Source organism: Prosthecobacter sp. (genome assembly GCF_044236155.1).
Lineage (GTDB): Bacteria > Verrucomicrobiota > Verrucomicrobiia > Verrucomicrobiales > Verrucomicrobiaceae > Prosthecobacter.
Genome location: NZ_JBIIHA010000008.1, coordinates 65,916 through 81,488, shown reverse-complemented (window position 1 = coordinate 81,488; position 15,573 = coordinate 65,916). Strand labels below are relative to the sequence as shown.

13 protein-coding genes are annotated in these 15,573 nt (G+C 60.9%); 3 read left to right on the top strand and 10 right to left on the bottom strand.

The window, feature by feature from the left end; all coding sequences use genetic code 11:
- Positions 1-40 precede the first annotated feature (40 nt).
- The 4 genes from ACILSE_RS09195 to ACILSE_RS09180 all read right to left on the bottom strand — a co-directional run bounded on the left by ACILSE_RS09195 (position 41) and on the right by ACILSE_RS09180 (position 3,980).
- Positions 41-1,480 (bottom strand): Gfo/Idh/MocA family oxidoreductase, encoded by a 1,440-nt coding sequence (locus tag ACILSE_RS09195; protein ID WP_395717084.1) that lies wholly within the window; start codon positions 1,478-1,480, stop codon positions 41-43.
- 63 nt (positions 1,481-1,543) lie between these two features.
- Positions 1,544-1,978 carry a YybH family protein gene (locus tag ACILSE_RS09190; RefSeq protein ID WP_395717083.1) on the bottom strand — a complete coding sequence of 145 codons (435 nt, stop codon included), beginning with the start codon at positions 1,976-1,978 and terminating at the stop codon, positions 1,544-1,546.
- Between the two features lie 29 nt (positions 1,979-2,007).
- Positions 2,008-3,063, bottom strand: a complete 1,056-nt coding sequence (locus ACILSE_RS09185) for an exo-alpha-sialidase (protein ID WP_395717082.1) — start codon at positions 3,061-3,063, stop codon at positions 2,008-2,010.
- Between the two features lie 11 nt (positions 3,064-3,074).
- Positions 3,075-3,980, bottom strand: coding sequence for a dihydrodipicolinate synthase family protein (locus ACILSE_RS09180; protein ID WP_395717081.1), 906 nt, complete (start codon positions 3,978-3,980; stop codon positions 3,075-3,077).
- A 103-nt stretch (positions 3,981-4,083) separates the two neighbouring features.
- On the opposite strand from ACILSE_RS09180, the gene ACILSE_RS09175 reads away from it, so the two are divergent.
- Together ACILSE_RS09175 and recN are read left to right on the top strand one after the other, a co-directional pair.
- A complete protein-coding gene (locus ACILSE_RS09175) occupies positions 4,084-4,944 on the top strand; it encodes an AraC family transcriptional regulator (protein ID WP_395717080.1) in 861 nt (286 codons plus the stop codon).
- 48 nt (positions 4,945-4,992) lie between these two features.
- On the top strand, positions 4,993-6,654 hold the full coding sequence (gene recN, locus ACILSE_RS09170; protein ID WP_395717079.1) for a DNA repair protein RecN: 1,662 nt from the start codon (positions 4,993-4,995) through the stop codon (positions 6,652-6,654).
- Position 6,655: 1 nt separating this feature from the next.
- Here the strand turns inward: recN and ACILSE_RS09165 are convergent, their stop codons facing one another.
- The 6 genes from ACILSE_RS09165 to ACILSE_RS09140 all read right to left on the bottom strand — a co-directional run bounded on the left by ACILSE_RS09165 (position 6,656) and on the right by ACILSE_RS09140 (position 13,732).
- The gene (locus ACILSE_RS09165) at positions 6,656-6,979 is read right to left on the bottom strand and encodes a hypothetical protein (protein WP_395717078.1); all 324 of its coding nucleotides are present in this window, start codon (positions 6,977-6,979) and stop codon (positions 6,656-6,658) included.
- Between the two features lie 35 nt (positions 6,980-7,014).
- Positions 7,015-7,755: a fibronectin type III domain-containing protein gene (locus tag ACILSE_RS09160; RefSeq protein WP_395717077.1), complete on the bottom strand. Its 741-nt coding sequence runs from the start codon at positions 7,753-7,755 to the stop codon at positions 7,015-7,017.
- A gap of 53 nt (positions 7,756-7,808) precedes the next feature.
- A complete protein-coding gene (gene galE / locus ACILSE_RS09155; RefSeq protein WP_395717076.1) occupies positions 7,809-8,813 on the bottom strand; it encodes a UDP-glucose 4-epimerase GalE in 1,005 nt (334 codons plus the stop codon).
- A 127-nt stretch (positions 8,814-8,940) separates the two neighbouring features.
- The gene (locus ACILSE_RS09150; protein ID WP_395717075.1) at positions 8,941-11,712 is read right to left on the bottom strand and encodes a PVC-type heme-binding CxxCH protein; all 2,772 of its coding nucleotides are present in this window, start codon (positions 11,710-11,712) and stop codon (positions 8,941-8,943) included.
- A 21-nt stretch (positions 11,713-11,733) separates the two neighbouring features.
- Positions 11,734-12,501: a sulfite exporter TauE/SafE family protein gene (locus ACILSE_RS09145; protein ID WP_395717074.1), complete on the bottom strand. Its 768-nt coding sequence runs from the start codon at positions 12,499-12,501 to the stop codon at positions 11,734-11,736.
- 67 nt (positions 12,502-12,568) lie between these two features.
- On the bottom strand, positions 12,569-13,732 hold the full coding sequence (locus ACILSE_RS09140; RefSeq protein ID WP_395717073.1) for a hypothetical protein: 1,164 nt from the start codon (positions 13,730-13,732) through the stop codon (positions 12,569-12,571).
- Between the two features lie 106 nt (positions 13,733-13,838).
- Between ACILSE_RS09140 and ACILSE_RS09135 the strand changes: the two genes are divergently transcribed.
- Entirely contained in the window at positions 13,839-15,500 is a 1,662-nt protein-coding gene (locus ACILSE_RS09135; protein WP_395717072.1) for a DUF1549 domain-containing protein, read from the top strand.
- The last annotated feature ends 73 nt before the right edge of the window (positions 15,501-15,573 follow it).

The window sequence follows — 15,573 nt, the reverse complement described above, 5'->3', positions numbered from 1 at the left end:
CTACTGATCTGTCTTTTGCGGCTAAAAACAGCCGATGCGCTTACGCCAGCTTGTAGCAATCCGCCCACTCGGCACGCGGCGCTGGTCCTGCGAGACGTGCGTTGGCCTCGTCGTTGCCGATGAAGCTTTTGGTCTTCGGGTCGAACTGGAGATCGACGTTCAGATACTCGGCGATGGTGCCGAGGTTCAGGACCTGCGTCAGCAAGCCGGAGACGCTGAAGGGCGACTCGGTTTTGCCCTCGCCCATGCAGGCATGGATGAAGCTCTCGAAGTGATTGTGCTTCGGCGGATGGATGGCCATCGCGTCTTTGAACTCTACCATCTTAGCACGCGGATAGACGAGCGAGTGACGATCATGTGAGCCGCGTTGTACGAGGTAATCGCCTTGCTTGCGATGCAGGAGTGATCCGGTGGCGCCGGGGTTCGGGATGAAGGTTTTGCCGTCTTGGCCTGGATCGCCGTATTTCTCGGCGATCTCGATCTTCGTGTCGCCACCAGCTTTCCAGTGCAACTCCACGGCAGGCATCTTTTCACTGCGCTCCGGGAACTCGAATCGAATGTCCGAACTCAGCGGATAGCTCACGCGATTGTAATCCGCGAGCGCCAGCGGCGTGATGCGCGTTGGCAGGCCGAGTTTCAGGTGATCATGGGCAAAGTCGATGATGTGCGCGCCCCAGTCGCCAAACATGCCGCCGCCATAGAGGTGGAAGCCACGCCAGTTGAAGGGGTGATACATCTTGCTGTAGGGCTTCACCTCCTGCGGGCCGCACCAGAGGTCCCAGTTTAGCGTTTCGGGCTTCGGTTCCTCCGCTGGATAGCCCTTCACGAGCGCACGCTCGGCGGCGTTCATGAACCACAGCGAGGGCGACTTCCACGCGTCGATCTTCACGATGTCATCGACGATGCCCGCCGCGAGCATTTGCTTGAACTGCTCCGCGCCAGCCGAGGTGTGGCCTTGATTGCCCATCTGCGTCACCACTTTGAACTTCTTTTCCGCACGCATGAGGATCTCCGCCTCTTCAAAAGTGTGCGTCAGCGGCTTCTCCACATACACATGCTTGCCGAGTGCCATCGCGCTGATCGCGGCGACGAAGTGCGTGTGATCCGGCGTCACCACGCTCACGGCATCGATGTCCTTGCCCATCTTGTCGAGCATCTCGCGGAAGTCGTGGAAGCGCTTTACGTCCGGGAAAGCCGTCAGATTCTTCTCCAAACTCTTCGCCGTGACAAAGTCCACATCCGTGAAAGCTACCGGCGTGGCGATGCCACCCGCCGTGAGCCCTGGAATGACACTGCCCGCACGCCCACCAATCCCGATGCAGCCCAGATTGATCCGTCGGCTCGGCGGCAGCTTCGGATTGTCCGCCGCACGTGCGCTGGTCAGGTAGGCCGGAAGGAAATTGAAGCTCAAACCCGCCGCGACGGTGTTTTGGAAGAATCGACGGCGGGATGAGTTGGGAGAAACTTGTGGTGTTTTCATGGGGATCAGCGTGTTGGAAAATCAGAGTTGGAGACCAAAAGAGATAACACAATGAAAGAGGCATCACTTTCGAGGATAAGGCCCCAGATGCTCATGCGCGATGAGCCAGCGGCTATCGACCTTGCGCAGAATGCTGGTGCCACGACCGCCGCCGGAGGATTCCTGGCCGCTGATGAGGCCCTTCCAGCGAAACTCGTAGCGGCAGGCGGCCACATCTGCGGTGACGACCGTCCAGACGATGTCGTGAAGGCTAAAGACCTCGTTTTCGATCAGCTTGAAGGTCTTCTCGAAAGACGCCTTGGCTGCCGCTTTGCCGACAAAGGTGTCCTCCGTGAAGATGAACACGGCAAAGTCGGCCACACAAGGCGCGATCTGATCCCACGAGTGCGTGTTGAGTTTTTCAACGTACGTCGTGAGAGCGGTTTCGTGGTTCATGATGGTTTCAGCGGCTGATACTAGGATGAACAGTGAGAGGAGAGCGCAGGTGATCGATTTCATGGTGTATTCGAGGGTCACTCGAATCTATGTCACTGCGGCCACTGGCCGTTCAGCATCGGCTTCGTCGTGAGCTTTGCGGGATCGAGGACGACGTGTTTCACCTTCTTGCGCTGCCAAGTGTAGGTGATGTGGACTAGGCCGTCCTTGGTCTGGATGATGGCGGGATAACTGAACTCCTTCTTTGGCTCGTCTTCAAAGACCAGCGCGGCTTCCCAGGTCTTGCCGTCCTTGCTCACGGCGAGGTTCAGTGGGCTGCGGCCGCGGGCGGTGTGGTTGTAGATGAGCAGGTGACGGCCATCGGCGAGCGTGACGGCATCGGTGCCGGAGTTTGGGTTTGGTAGCTCGGTGAGCGAAATTTCGCCCCAGGTCTTGCCAGCATCTTCGGAGGTGATCTGGAAGACTTTGCTGTTCTTCGAGCGGCCGATGGCCTGCAGCTTGTCGCCGCCGAGGAAAAGAATGCTCGGCTGGATGGCACTGATGGCGAGACCATCGTGCAGCAGCTCCGTGCGGGACCATGTTTTGCCGAGATCACTCGTGCGCTCGAAGTAGATCGCCCAGGCGCTGGGCTTTGTGTCGGTCTCGTTGCTCGTCGGGCAGAGGATGTCGCCATTCGAGAGTTGCACGGGCTTGTTCTTGATGGGGCCGAAGATGCCTTTGGGCAGCTTTTGCGCTGCGGACCATGTTTTGCCGCCGTCGGTCGAGGTTTTGAGTTCGCCCCACCAGGTGCTAGGTGATGGGCCGACTTTGTAGAAGAGCATCAAGGGAGCATCCTTCGGCTGAAACAGCACGGGGTTCCATGTGGGATGCCGTGTGCCATCGGTTTGTACGCCATTCGCCGTTTCGACGCTCTCGGTCCATTTGCCATCGGGAAGCTGGCGCGAGACCCAGATGCAAACGTCTGGATGTTTTTCGTGTGTGCCGCCAAACCATGCCGCGACAAGGCCTGTGGGCGTCTCGACGATCGTGGTGGCGTGGATCTGCGGGTAAGGGCCGGTGTCGTAGATGTATTCGGTTTTCAGGATCGCGGGGTCAGCAGCGGCGAGTGACACCGCGGAGACGAGAAGGGCGCAGAGGGCAGATTTCATGGTGTGGTGTGTTACAAGATTCCGAGAGCGGCGAGTCTTTCACGAATGAGCTCGCGTTCCGGCTCGCGGAAACGGTGGAAGGGCTCGGCCATGTGGTCGTCGCAGATGCCGAGGAGGCTGAGGCCGCATTTGATGCCTTTGATGATGGCGCTTTTGTGCTTGCCGACGGTGTAGATGGCTCCGGCGAGCTTCATGACCTGCGCGTGAAGCTCCCGCGTGCGTTGCAAATCCTGCGCGGCGGCGGCCTGATACATCTCGACATAGAGTTTCGGATGCAGATTGGCCCCGCCATTGATGCCGCCGTGACCACCGAGCAGCACGGCCTCGGCGGTGAGCTCCTCGGGGCCGACGAGCACGCTCCAGTCGGCGCGTTGCTTCGCGATCTCGATGAGGCGATGGAAGTAGATCATGTCACACGAGCTGTCTTTGACGCCGCAGATGCCCGGCATGTCGAGAGCGCGGCGCACGAGGTCGAGTTCGAAGCTCACCTTCGTCAAACCGGGCATGTTGTAGAGAAACAACGGCAGCGGCATCTCAGCGACGAGGTCCTGCACATACTCCAGCATCTCCGGCGGCGCGGCGGGGAAGTAATACGGCGGCGCGAGCACCACATGCGTCGCCCCGGCCTCGGCGGAGTATTTGGCGAGGTTCACGCTTTCGGTGAAGGAAGTATCCGTGATGCCCACGAGCACCGGAACGCGATTTTTGGCGACCTGGCAGGTCTTTTCGATCAATTCACGACGCAGACGGTAGCTGAGGCTTGGCCCTTCGCCGGTGGTGCCGAGGATGAAGAGGCCACTGACGCCGCCACCGATGAGATGCTCGATGAGACGCTCCAAACCGGTGACGTCGAGGGTGTCGCGATCACGCAAAGGGGAGACGAGGGGCGGAATGATGCCGCGGAGAGGTTGGGACATGGCTTGAAAGGATAAAAGGGGAAGACTCAAAGATAAAAAGGCTTCGGCTGACCATGTTTGGCAGCGGCTTGACGATTCTTGATGAGGCTGACATGCTCCACGCATGCCCGCCACCGACCAGGCCGACTATTTTTCCACGCAAGTGATGCGCACGCGTCGCTTCTTCCTGCCCGAGTGGCAGCAGCGGCAGCGCGACGAGTCCACGCTCTGCCTCGTGGGCGGTGGCTGTGAATGGTGCGCGCCGGATTTCGTCGTGGACCGGCAGGATTTCCCATTCTTGGCCTTTGAATTCGTCTCACGCGGCAAAGGCAGCGTGATGCTGGCGAATCGAAAACACGAGGTCGAGGCCGGGCACGCGTTCTTTTACGACTCGAGTGTGCCGCATGTGATCTCCAGCTCGGCGGAGGAGCCGATGGTGAAATACTTCTTTAACTTCACCGGCTCGCGGGCCGCTGCTTTGATGAGCCATCTTGACCTCGGCGCAGGCAGTGTGCTGCGTGTGGCGGATGCCTCGCGGGTAGTGAGCCTGCTCGAAGAAGTGATCGATCATGCACTGCGGGGCGGGCGTTTTGGCCTGCGAACGGCCTGCGCGGCGCTGGAGCATGCGCTTGTGCTCTGCGCGGACAGTCGCCAACCGGCGACGACGAAGATGGACCCTGCTTACGCGACGTATCTGCGCTGTCGCGGCCATCTGCTGCGCAATTACCCGGTGCTCAACAGCATCGAGCAGGCTGCACGGGCCTGTCACGTCTCCGCCGCCTACTTCACGCGTCTGTTTCAACGTTACGACACCGAGACGCCGCTGGCCTGCCTGACGCGTCTGAAGCTGTCTCAAGCCGCCATCAAGCTGCGCCAGCCCGATGCGCTGGTGAAAAACGTGGCCGCCGAGCTCGGCTACAAGTCTGCCGCGCATTTTTCGCGTGCTTTTAAAGCTTGGAGCGGAAGATCACCGCGTGGTGGTTGAAATGCGGCGGGGACTTCCCATCTTCGCGGACCTCCAAACCGCCGCCGCATGCTTTCCATTCTCAAAATCCGCAACCTCGCCCTCGTCGAAGACGTGACCTGGGAACTCGCGGCGGGGCTGGTGGGGGTGACGGGCGAGACGGGCGCGGGCAAATCCATCATCGTGGGCGCTTTGAAGCTCATCCTCGGCGAGCGGGCGGACCGTGGCCTGATCCGCACGGGGCAGGATGCCTGCACGGTGGAGGCGAGTTTTCATCTGAAGGACACGCGGGCCATTGATGCCGTGCTGGAGGAGGCAGGATTGGAGCCGTGCCAGGATGGCGAGCTGATCGTGAAGCGCACGATCAGCGCCAGCGGGGCGAACAAGCAGTTCGTGAACTGCTCGCCGGTGACGATCCAGGTGCTCAAAGGCCTCGGCGAGTTTTTGGTCGATCTGCACGGGCCGCACGATCATCAGTCGCTGAACTCGCGGGAGCGGCAGCTCGACATGCTGGACAAGTTTGCCGGCATCGAGGAAGCGCTCACGAAGTATGAAGCGGCCTGGAAGGAATGGCGGGCGGACGTGACGGAACTCGACGATCTGGAAAATTCCGAGCGGGCGGGCAGCCAGCAGATCGACATGCTGAAGTTTCAAGCGAATGAAATCGCCTCCGCGAACCTCAAGGACGGCGAGGAAGAGGAGATCGAGTCCAAGCATCGCATCGCCGCGAATGGCGCACGTCTGGCGGAGCTTTGTGGAGCGATCACGAGCCGCCTCAGCGAGGGCGAAGGCAGCGTGGTGGATGGTTTGCGCGAGATCAGCCGCAGCATTCACGAGCTGGAGAAGATCGATCCGGGCACGGCGAAGATGTTCGAGGGCTTCAAATCGGCGCAGATCGAGCTGACGGAGCTGGAGAGCAGCGTGGCAGATTATGCGGAGGAACTGGAGATTGATCCGGCGGAGCTGGTGAGGCTCGAAAGCCGCATCGACACGATTCAAAAGCTGAAGAGGAAGTATGGCCGCACGATTGGCGAGATTTTGGAGTTCCTGGCCGAGACGGAGCGCAAGCTGAGCCGCATCGAAAATCGCGGCGAGGAGATCGCGAAGCTGCAAAAGCTCGTCCAAGAACGCGAGGCGGATGTTTTGAAGCTCGGGAGGCAAATCTCGAAGAAACGGGCCGATGCGGCACCGAAGCTCGCCAAAGAGGTCGCCAGCCATCTCGCCGATCTCGGCTTCAAACAGAGCGTTTTTGCCGCGCAGCTCACGAACCTTTCCGAACCCTCCAAAAGCGGCCTGGAGGAGGTCGATTTCCATTTTGCGCCGAATCCGGGCGAGCCGTCGAAGCCGCTGCGCATGACGGCGAGCAGCGGGGAAATGTCCCGCGTGCTGCTGGCGGTGAAAAGCGCCCTGGCGAAGCAGGATGCGGTGCCGCTTCTCGTGTTTGATGAGATTGATGCGAACGTCGGCGGCAACATCGCCGAGGCGGTGGGCCGCAAGATGGCGGCGCTGGGTGCCACGCATCAGGTGATCGCCATCACGCACTTCCCGCAGGTGGCGTCGCTGGCAAAGAGCCACTTCGTCGTCACGAAGGAGATCAAAGGCGGCCACACGAAGTCCCAAATCGCCGAAGTGGCGGGCGATGAACGGGTGGAAGAGCTGGCGAGGATGCTCGGTGGAAGTGCCGCCAGTGCTCGGGAGCATGCGAAGAGCCTGCTCAAGGGCGCGGCGTGACTCACGCCATTTGCGGGGAAAGTGCCATGCGCGGTGGACGGCCTTTGACGCGACTAAGCGTGGAGCGAAGAGCGAAGGAGGCGAGTTGCGTCTGCGGGTTCCATCCCTTCGGAGCTTTTTTGCCCGAACTCATCCACTTCATGCCGTCAGCGATCCATCGCTCACGATAAGCATCATAACTCACACCCTTGTCGTCGTCAGTGACACCGAACTGGAAGCCGCAGCAGGCGCAGATCTCCATCGAGGCGCCGCCGGTTTTATTGCGCGGAGGCTCCGCAAGCTGGTCGAAACCGCACACGGGGCACATATTGGCGGAAGTTTTCATCATGCGTGACTTAGAGGAGGATTTGCGTGCCATGTTCAACGGTTGGAAAAACGAAGTTCGGCGGGAGTCACCGCGCGTCCGGGTTGGCGTTGCCAATAACCGGGACTTTCCGGCTTGAAAAAGGTTTTTGTCTTTCCATCCGCATTGTAGGCGGCGAAGGCACGTGTCTTCGGATCAAAGACGCGCAGGGTGCCGTCGGTGTCATCGCGCTTCATTGGTAGCTTTTCAGCACATGCGCGTTGGAGGAAGAGCCATGCCTGCGCGGCGTAGTCGTCGGGTGACTTGGCGCTGAAGTCGCGACCATGCCGCTCATAGTGGTCCTGCAAGGAGTCGAGACGGGCCCAGGTCTGACGGCTCGGTGGCGGCGTGATGACGGGTGCCGCGGCGTTTGTGTCCGGCTGCAGCACATCTAGCACGCGTCGCACGACCGATGGACGTGGAGCGGCTGCTGGAGCAGCGCCCGTCGTGGTGAAACTCCCGGTGGCGAGGCGCGTGCGGGCGCTCCCGAGGCTGTAATGATAGGTCGTGCCGGGTGCGAGGCCTTCGAGCGTGACCTCGTGCGCGCTGCCGACACTGCCTTCCACTTTGTTGTTCAGCTGTGCCGGGTTGAGGCCGTATTGCAGCCGCGTGCCGCACTCGACATCAGTCTTCCAGGTGATCGTGGCGGTGTTCGCGGCTGCCCGCACCTGGGGCGTGCCTATGATTTCCACGGCATGCAAAACAGCTCCGGCGAGGAACACGAACGCGCTGAGGAACCACAGGTTGAAAGCTCTCATGAAGGGGTTGGAGAAAGCAGGGTTACTCTGTGACAGTCTTAGGGCGGAAGTGTTCAATCAAGGTATCGACCTCCACGCGGTCCGTTCATCCACTTCCACGCGCTCTCGATGTGCTCACGAGGATCGAGGTGGGCGGCCTTCCAGTCGATCACTTTGGCGGCCAGCGCGGGATCGGCGACGAGTTCCGAGGGATCTCCGGCACGACGTTCGCCATAAACGATGGGAATCGCCCTGCCCGTCACGGACTCGGCCGTGGCAATGATCTCCTTCACGCTGAAGCCGCGGCCGGTGCCGAGATTGATCGCAATCGTGTCGCCTCCCTCGCGCAGATACTTCAAGGCAAGGGCGTGGGCACTGGCGAGGTCGCACACATGGATGTAGTCGCGGATGCAGGTGCCGTCCGGCGTGGGGTAGTCCGTGCCGAAGACGGTGATGTGCGGCCGTTGTCCTGTGGCGGCTTGCAGGACAAGAGGAATCAGGTGGGTCTCGGGGGTGTGATCCTCGCCGATCTCTCCGCTGGGATGACAGCCGCTGGCATTGAAGTAGCGCAGGAAGACGGACTTCAGCCCCCAAGCACGCTCGCAATCACGCAGCACGCGTTCGAGCATCCACTTCGAGGCACCGTAGGGGTTCACAGGCGCCTGCGGATGCGTTTCATCGATCGGGATGCGCACCGGATCACCATACGTTGCGCAGGTGGAGGAGAAGATGAAGCGCTTGCAACCATGACGCTGCATGGCCTCGAGCAACGTGAGAGGAGCGGCGAGGTTGTTGCGGTAATACTTGAGCGGATCGGTAACGGACTCTCCCACATACGCAAAAGCGGCGAAATGCAGCACAGCCTCCGGCTTGTGCTCACTAAAGAGACGCTCGATGAGCGCGGCATCCGCCATTTCACCTTCAATGAAGGTCACGCGATCCATGGGCAGCGCACCACGATGGCCGAAGACGAGATTGTCGAGCACGATGACGCGTTCATGCTGGTCGAGCAGATGACGAACGGTGTGCGAGCCGATGTAACCGGCGCCGCCGGTGATGAGGAGGGGTCCTTGAGACATTGAGGGAATACAGCAGGCGATGGCTGCCGTGCCAAATAAAGTTTCCATCGGAACTCCCCGTGATTGAGGGGAAGCAAAGTTGACCAGTTGCTGTGCAACTGGATGACCTTGTTCCGCAGGCGCAAGGCTACTTCACCTGCACCGGATGCATGAGGTAGGCGATCAGATCACGCACCTGATCCGGCTGGAGGGCGAGGAGCAGGCCTTCTGGCATCATCGAGAGCGGTGAGGCTTCCTCTTTGACGACCTCGGCGCTGTCCAGCGTCAGGGCATCGGTCAAGGTGCGCAGCGTGAGCGTGCGGTCGCTCTTCTCCGCGATGACACCGCTGAGCTGGCGGCCGTCTTTGAGCGTGAGCAGGCTCATGCGGTAGTCGGCGCTGACGATGCCGCTCGGATCGGCGATGTTTTCGAGGAGGTAGTCGAGGTTCGCACGGCCGCTGCCTGTCAGATCGGGGCCGATCTTGCCGCCCTGGCCATACATCATGTGGCAGGCACCGCAGACGGCGGTGAAGAGCACGCGGCCGTTGCTGAGGTTGGCCTTGGCTAGCACGTCGGGCTTCAAATCAGCCTTCAGCTTGGCGATGAGCTGTTTTTTGTCGGCGGCGGACTCGCGCAGATCGCCCCAGGCTTCGGCGAGCTGCTTTTTGAGCTCTTCGTCGTTGAAGGCCCTTATCTGGCGGGCGTGGAAGGCGCTCAGCTCGGTGCGCGGAATACGTCCGGCGGCCATTTCTGCGAGCATGGCCTTCGCAAAGGCTGGACGTGCGACAAGCGTGTCCATGATGCTGGCGGCGAACTTGCGGTAGTTCTTCGCGAGTTGCTTGCCGATCTCAGGATCATCAAACAACGCAAGGCCGCGCGCCGCCGTCGTGTTGAGGCCACGCACGTCGAGGAGTTTTGTGCAAATCTCACGCAGATCATCCGGGCGGGCCTCGATGAGCGATTTGAGCGCGGACTCACGGGCTGTGAGGTCTGCCTTCCCGTCGAGCGCGATCTTCTTCACATCATCGAGAGCCCGGCCATCGCCGAAGAGGATGCTCAGGTCGCGGAGGTGCGTAGTTCGGGCTTTAGCCCGCTCTGGGTCGCTCGAATCGCGCGCTGATACCCGATCCACGAACAAATCCCAATTCGCAGGCTTCGGAGCCTTGCGGATGCCTTTGAAGGCTTCCGCCATGCCTTCGAGCACATCGTCGGATGGGTTCGCCAAGATCAGCATCTCGAGCATTTCGGGCTGCATGGCAAGGCTGCGGGCTATCCAGCGAGTAACGTTTGGCCAATTCCCAGTCCTCGAGAGCGCGACGAGTCCGGCGGGTTCATGCTTCGCCAGCGGCGAAATGCCATACCAGACCATGTGCGACAAAAACGGGTCGTTGGCGTCTTCGGCGTGGGAAAGCAGTGCTTTGGCGAGAAGCACCCGTTTTTCGACGGGAAGACGCTGAAGCACGGAAGCTAGCTGAAGGCGCACGAAGGCGGACTTTTCGTTCGCGGCCATTTGGACGGGATCGAAGGCAAGTTCGGGATACTTCACGTGCGCTTGAGGGCCGGTGATGGCATCGAGAGGCGAAAACTGCACGAGTTCGCGAATAGCGAGGGCACGTTGATGTTCGTCGCCGTACAGGTCGGCTTTCGGCCACGGCTTGCGCCAGGCGAAGGGCGTTTCGGGCTTCTTCGGCTCGCCATAACTGATGCGGAAAATGCGGCCCGAGGTGCGGTGGACGCCGGTGTGCTCGTGGCACTCGCCGGTGTCGCTCCAGTCGAGGATGAAGGCGCTGCCATCGGGGCCGGTGCTGATTTCGATGCCGCGGAACCACGGATCGTCGCTCAGGAAGACATCGGGCTCATGTTTGCCGACGTAGCCGCTGCCGTTGCGCTCCAGGCGCTCCACATTGGCGCGGCGGCCGTGCATGTTCAGCGTGAAGAGCTTGTTGCGATACTTTTCAGGCCATTGATCGGCCTGATAGATCATGCAGCCGATGTGGGCATGGCCGCCGCCGAAGGCGTCCGCTTTGCCATCGCGCGAGTCGCTCCATTTGCCGCCGCGGTCGTAGTGGTAGTGGTCTGCGATGGTGTCGAGCTTTTCATAGATGAGCGGGTTCGGCGTGTTCGAGTCCACGAGGTGCGCCCCATGAATGAGATGCCAGAGATGGCCGGTGACGGTGTTGATGAAGAACAGCTCGCCATTTTGATCCCAATCATGCCCCCACGGGTTCGTGGTGCCGTGCGTGAGCACTTCGACGATCTTCTTTCCGGGATGGTAGCGCCAGATACCGCCTTTCATGGGCACGCGTTGTTCGTCCGGCGTGCCAGGAACGCCTAGCTTGCCGGGGCAGGAGTGGCCGCAGCGGCCATAGAGCCAGCCATCGGGCGCGAAGCGGAGGCCGTTGGCGAAGTTGTGGTAGTTCGCCTGCGCAACGGTGAAGCCATCGAGAACGACCTGAGGCTCGGAGTCGGGGATGTCATCGCCATTGGCATCCGGGATGAACAAGACCTGCGGCGGGCACATGAGCCACACACCACCGCGACCGACCTCGACACTCGTGAGCATCTGCACGTCCTCGGTGAAGACCTTGCGCTTCTCGGCGACGCCATCCCAGTCCTTGTCCTCCAAAATGATGACACGATCCTTCAGCGAGAGGTCAAAACGCTTCTTGGATTCAGCGTAGGTGTAGTTTTCGGTGACCCACATGCGTCCGCGGGCGTCCCAAGCCATTGCGATGGGATTTTGCACATCGGGCTCGGCGGCAAAGAGCGTGGCCTTGAAGCCTGCGGGCAGTTTCAGCGCCTTCAACGCCTCCTGCGGCGACATCGGAGAGGGATTTCCGGGCTCGCTGTTGTAGAGCGCGGGGAAGTCGGCGCTGAGCGCACTTCCCAGAAGGCAAAGACTGAGGAGAATCGGTTTCATGGACAAAACTTCGACTGTGAATCACCCGCGAATCAGCCACACAGCTGCGAAGGCCGTGAGCCAGAAGAGGACGTTTTCGAAGAGCTTCTGCGGCAGCTTTTTCAGGATCCACCAGCCGAGGAACACACCGAGAATGACGCCGGGCATGAGCGTGAGGTTGGTCATGAGCGACTTCGGATTGATGATGCCGAGATCAGCGCTGAACGGGACCTTGAAGAGGTTCACAAAGAGGAAGTAGCGGCTGAAGACGCCGAGGTGCTCTTTTTTCTCCAGGTGCTGGGCGAGGAGGTAAACGGTCATCACCGGACCGGCAGCATTGGCGAGCATGGTGACCACGCCGGCGAGGAATCCCATCGTCCAGGTGAAGCCCTGGTGCTCGGTGAGCGCGAGGAAGTCCTGCCGCCGCTTGCTGAGCAGCCAGTTGAAGATGAGCAGCGCGATGATGATCCAGCCGATGACGATGCGGGCCATGGCGTTGTCGAATTTGCCGAGCAGTACCCAGCCCACAATCACACCGATGATGGCCGGCGGCAGGATCGGCAAAATGCGCCGCCAGGTGCCGCCCTTGCGGTTCAAGAAGTAGCCCATGAAGTCGGCTGCGATGAGCATGGGCAGGATGACGCCGACGGATTCCTTTGCTCCGAAGATCTTCGCCATCAGCACGACATTCAGTGTCGAGGTGCCGGAGAGTCCGGCCTTGGACATGCCGATGCACATGGAGCCGAGCAGGGCCAGCACGAGCATCCAGGTGTCGGCGGGCAGCAGGGTGTGGTCGGTGAGCCAGGGCATTCGTGGAATGACGAATGGCGAATGAGGAATGACGAACAAGCGGGAACTCTTGACCAGGGTGCTTTTGTCAAAGCGCCATCAGCGGCGCGGGTACGAGGAAGGCATGCTGTTCGAGCAGGCTGAGCGATCCATTCCAGGAGAGGTAGGGCGTGATGTAAACGACGATCACGTAAGCGAGTCCGACGGGGACGATGCCGAGACGCGCTGTCCAGCGCCAGAACCAGTGACGCGGCCGCTCGTGACGTGTGGCGCGGTTCATGGCCCAGCCGGTGAGAAGACGGGCGGGAAAAATGAACAGGACAAAGAGCAGGCTCGGCAGCCAGGCGAGTTCACGCGGCGTGAGCTCGATCTTCAGCAAGTAGAGCGGCACGGCGAAGAGCAGCGTGACGAGCAAGGACACCCAGAAGGCCAGGGGAGCACGCTGAAAAAGCAGTCGTACCTCACGCAGCTCGAAGAGGGCACCGAAGCGATCGGTTTGCGCGAAGCGTGCTTGCAAGAACGGCAGATGAATTGCGACGAGCAGCAGTAGAATGCCGCCGAGCAGCGAAACGAGAATGGAGAAGCCCAGCGGCAACTTGGTGGCGATGAGCAGGATGCCCACGGGCACAATCAGCCATGCCAGCGCACCGACGAATCCACGCAGGCCGAGCCAGAAGTAAAACGGCAGTCGCAACGCGACGACGTATTCCGTGACGATGCGCTGGAGATTACCAAACTTCTCCGGCGTGCGCAGCCAGTGCATGAAACGCAGCGGCTGCGGCCACAGGAAGTGTCGGATCTTGCCACCCCGCACACAGGCCCACACGATGTGCGCGATCACGATCACGATGATGGCGATCAAGCCTGCATGCCACGCTTTGGCCACTCTGCTGCCAGGGGCGATAAGCTCGGCATCCCGCCACATGCCGGAGACGAGTCGAGCAGGCCACACGACGAGCCACGTGCCGGCGGCGATGCTGCCGATGACGGAGGCTTTCCTCACGCCGATGAATCCATCCCGGATGCGGCCCGTGCGTGCGATGGTGCCGCTCACATGCAGCAGGTAGCCGAGGCTGAGGAAATTCAGCACGGGCACCACCGAACAGGCCGCCAGCAGTGCGAGCAAGGCCACGAAACCGAAGCTCCAGTCGAGGATGGAGGCCAAGCTGTGGACAAAACCTTTTTTCACGACAGCAGGCTCCCCGAAAGCAGGCACGGGCAGTGGTGGTGGGAGCGGAGGGGGCTCGGTCATCAGATGCGCTATGAAAGTCGGCTGCTGGAGGATTGTTGCAAAGTTCGAGAGGAAACCGATGATGCGTCCGCGTGTTGAAGACACGGCTCAAACGAAGCGCGTCGCCATGACTACCGACTCCACACCTTCTGGCTGGCTGATCTGGCTGCGCAATGCCGTCATTGTCACGGCGCTAGCTGCAAGCGTGGCCTGGGGCGTGAGCGAGCTGCTACGACCGCCGGTCATGCTTGTGAAAAGTGACACCGGTTTATCCCGCACGACGCTGGACGACATTCACAAGGCGGCCAGGAGCGTTGATGCTTCATTTGAGCAGGATTGGGCGCAAAAGCAGCTTCAGCCGGTGCCCCTTGCGGATGATCTCACTGTGGCGCGTCGTCTGTCTCTGGCGCTGACGGGGAGCATCCCGTCGCTGCAGGAGGTGCGCATGCTGGAGTCGCTGAAGGGCACCGATGCGACGCAGTGGTGGCTTTCGCATCTGCTGCCAGATCGCCGCACGAGTGACTACCTCGCGGAGCGGCTCGTGCGGGTGTATGTCGGCATCGAGAACGGTCCCTTTCTCATCTATCGCCGCCGCCGCTTGGTGGACTGGCTGAGCGACTCGATCCAGCAGAACCGTCCGTATGATCAAATCGCCCGCTCATTGATCAATGCGCAAGGCATCTGGACGACGAACCCGGAGGTGAACTTTGTCACGGTGACGAACCAGATGAACAACAAAGGTCCCGACGAGGCGAAGCTGGCCGCCCGCGTGAGCCGGGCCTTCCTCGGGGTGCAGATGGACTGCGTGCAGTGCCACGATGGCAAGCTCGGCAGCACCTGGAAGCAGTCGGATTTCCACACGCTGGCCGCTTACTTCGGCCAGGCGAAGGTTGAGCTGAATGGCCTGCGCGATGATCCGAAGGAGAAATACAAAACGCGCTATCTCGGCAAGACCGACGAGGAAGTCGTTCCCGCCATGGTCCCGTGGAAGCCTGAGCTGCTGCCGCAAAAAGGCACGCCTCGCGAGCGGCTGGCCCGCTGGGTGACCGCGAAGGAGAACAAGCCTTTCGCTCGCACGCTGGTGAATCGCCTGTGGGCGCTGCTCTTCAATCGTCCGCTCATCACACCGGTGGATGACATTCCGCTCGAAGGGCCGTTCCCGCCGGGCATGGAGGCGCTGGCGGATGATTTGATCGCGCACAACTTCGATCTGCAGCGGCTCATCCGCGTCATTGTCGCGACGCGTGTCTTTCAGCAGTCCAGCCGCTCCGCTGACCCGGCGCATCCTGTGACCGAGGAAGCGGAGAAATGCTGGGCGGCGTTTCCAGTGACACGCCTGCGACCGGAGCAGATGGCGGGCAGCGTCATCCAGGCCGCCTCGCTGAGCACCATCGACTCGGAGGCGCATGTCCTCTTCCGCATCAAACGCGACATCGACGTGGCGAACTTCGTCAAACGCTACGGTGATTCCGGCGAGGACACCTTTGACGATGGCGGCGGCACCATCCCGCAGCGTCTGCTGCTCATGAATGGCAACATGGTGACCGACAACACCCGCGGCAATCCTTTGATCAATGCGGGCACGCGCATCGGCATGCTCGCGCCCGACAACGCCACCGCTGTCGAGGCCGCCTACCTCTCCATCTTCACCCGCCGCCCGACACCGGCGGAGGCGGATCATTTCACCGGCCTCCTCGCCACCGCCAAAAGCACCAACTCACGCAGCAATGCGATGTCCGACCTCTACTGGACGCTCATGAACGCCACCGAGTTTTCCTGGAACCATTAGCCCGCTGCGCGGGAATGACGAAACCAGAATTTAGAATGACGAATGAATGCCCCAAGCTCCAATCGCCATCTGA

What these genes read in the sequence shown, in the direction of transcription:
- ACILSE_RS09195 (WP_395717084.1), bottom strand. Translation starts at nt 1,480, where the DNA reads ATGAAAACACCACAAGTTTCTCCCAACTCATCCCGCCGTCGATTCTTC.
- ACILSE_RS09190 (WP_395717083.1), bottom strand. Translation starts at nt 1,978, where the DNA reads ATGAAATCGATCACCTGCGCTCTCCTCTCACTGTTCATCCTAGTATCA.
- ACILSE_RS09185 (WP_395717082.1), bottom strand. Translation starts at nt 3,063, where the DNA reads ATGAAATCTGCCCTCTGCGCCCTTCTCGTCTCCGCGGTGTCACTCGCC.
- ACILSE_RS09180 (WP_395717081.1), bottom strand. Translation starts at nt 3,980, where the DNA reads ATGTCCCAACCTCTCCGCGGCATCATTCCGCCCCTCGTCTCCCCTTTG.
- ACILSE_RS09175 (WP_395717080.1), top strand. Translation starts at nt 4,084, where the DNA reads ATGCCCGCCACCGACCAGGCCGACTATTTTTCCACGCAAGTGATGCGC.
- recN (WP_395717079.1), top strand. Translation starts at nt 4,993, where the DNA reads ATGCTTTCCATTCTCAAAATCCGCAACCTCGCCCTCGTCGAAGACGTG.
- ACILSE_RS09165 (WP_395717078.1), bottom strand. Translation starts at nt 6,979, where the DNA reads ATGAAAACTTCCGCCAATATGTGCCCCGTGTGCGGTTTCGACCAGCTT.
- ACILSE_RS09160 (WP_395717077.1), bottom strand. Translation starts at nt 7,755, where the DNA reads ATGAGAGCTTTCAACCTGTGGTTCCTCAGCGCGTTCGTGTTCCTCGCC.
- galE (WP_395717076.1), bottom strand. Translation starts at nt 8,813, where the DNA reads ATGTCTCAAGGACCCCTCCTCATCACCGGCGGCGCCGGTTACATCGGC.
- ACILSE_RS09150 (WP_395717075.1), bottom strand. Translation starts at nt 11,712, where the DNA reads ATGAAACCGATTCTCCTCAGTCTTTGCCTTCTGGGAAGTGCGCTCAGC.
- ACILSE_RS09145 (WP_395717074.1), bottom strand. Translation starts at nt 12,501, where the DNA reads ATGCCCTGGCTCACCGACCACACCCTGCTGCCCGCCGACACCTGGATG.
- ACILSE_RS09140 (WP_395717073.1), bottom strand. Translation starts at nt 13,732, where the DNA reads ATGACCGAGCCCCCTCCGCTCCCACCACCACTGCCCGTGCCTGCTTTC.
- ACILSE_RS09135 (WP_395717072.1), top strand. Translation starts at nt 13,839, where the DNA reads ATGACTACCGACTCCACACCTTCTGGCTGGCTGATCTGGCTGCGCAAT.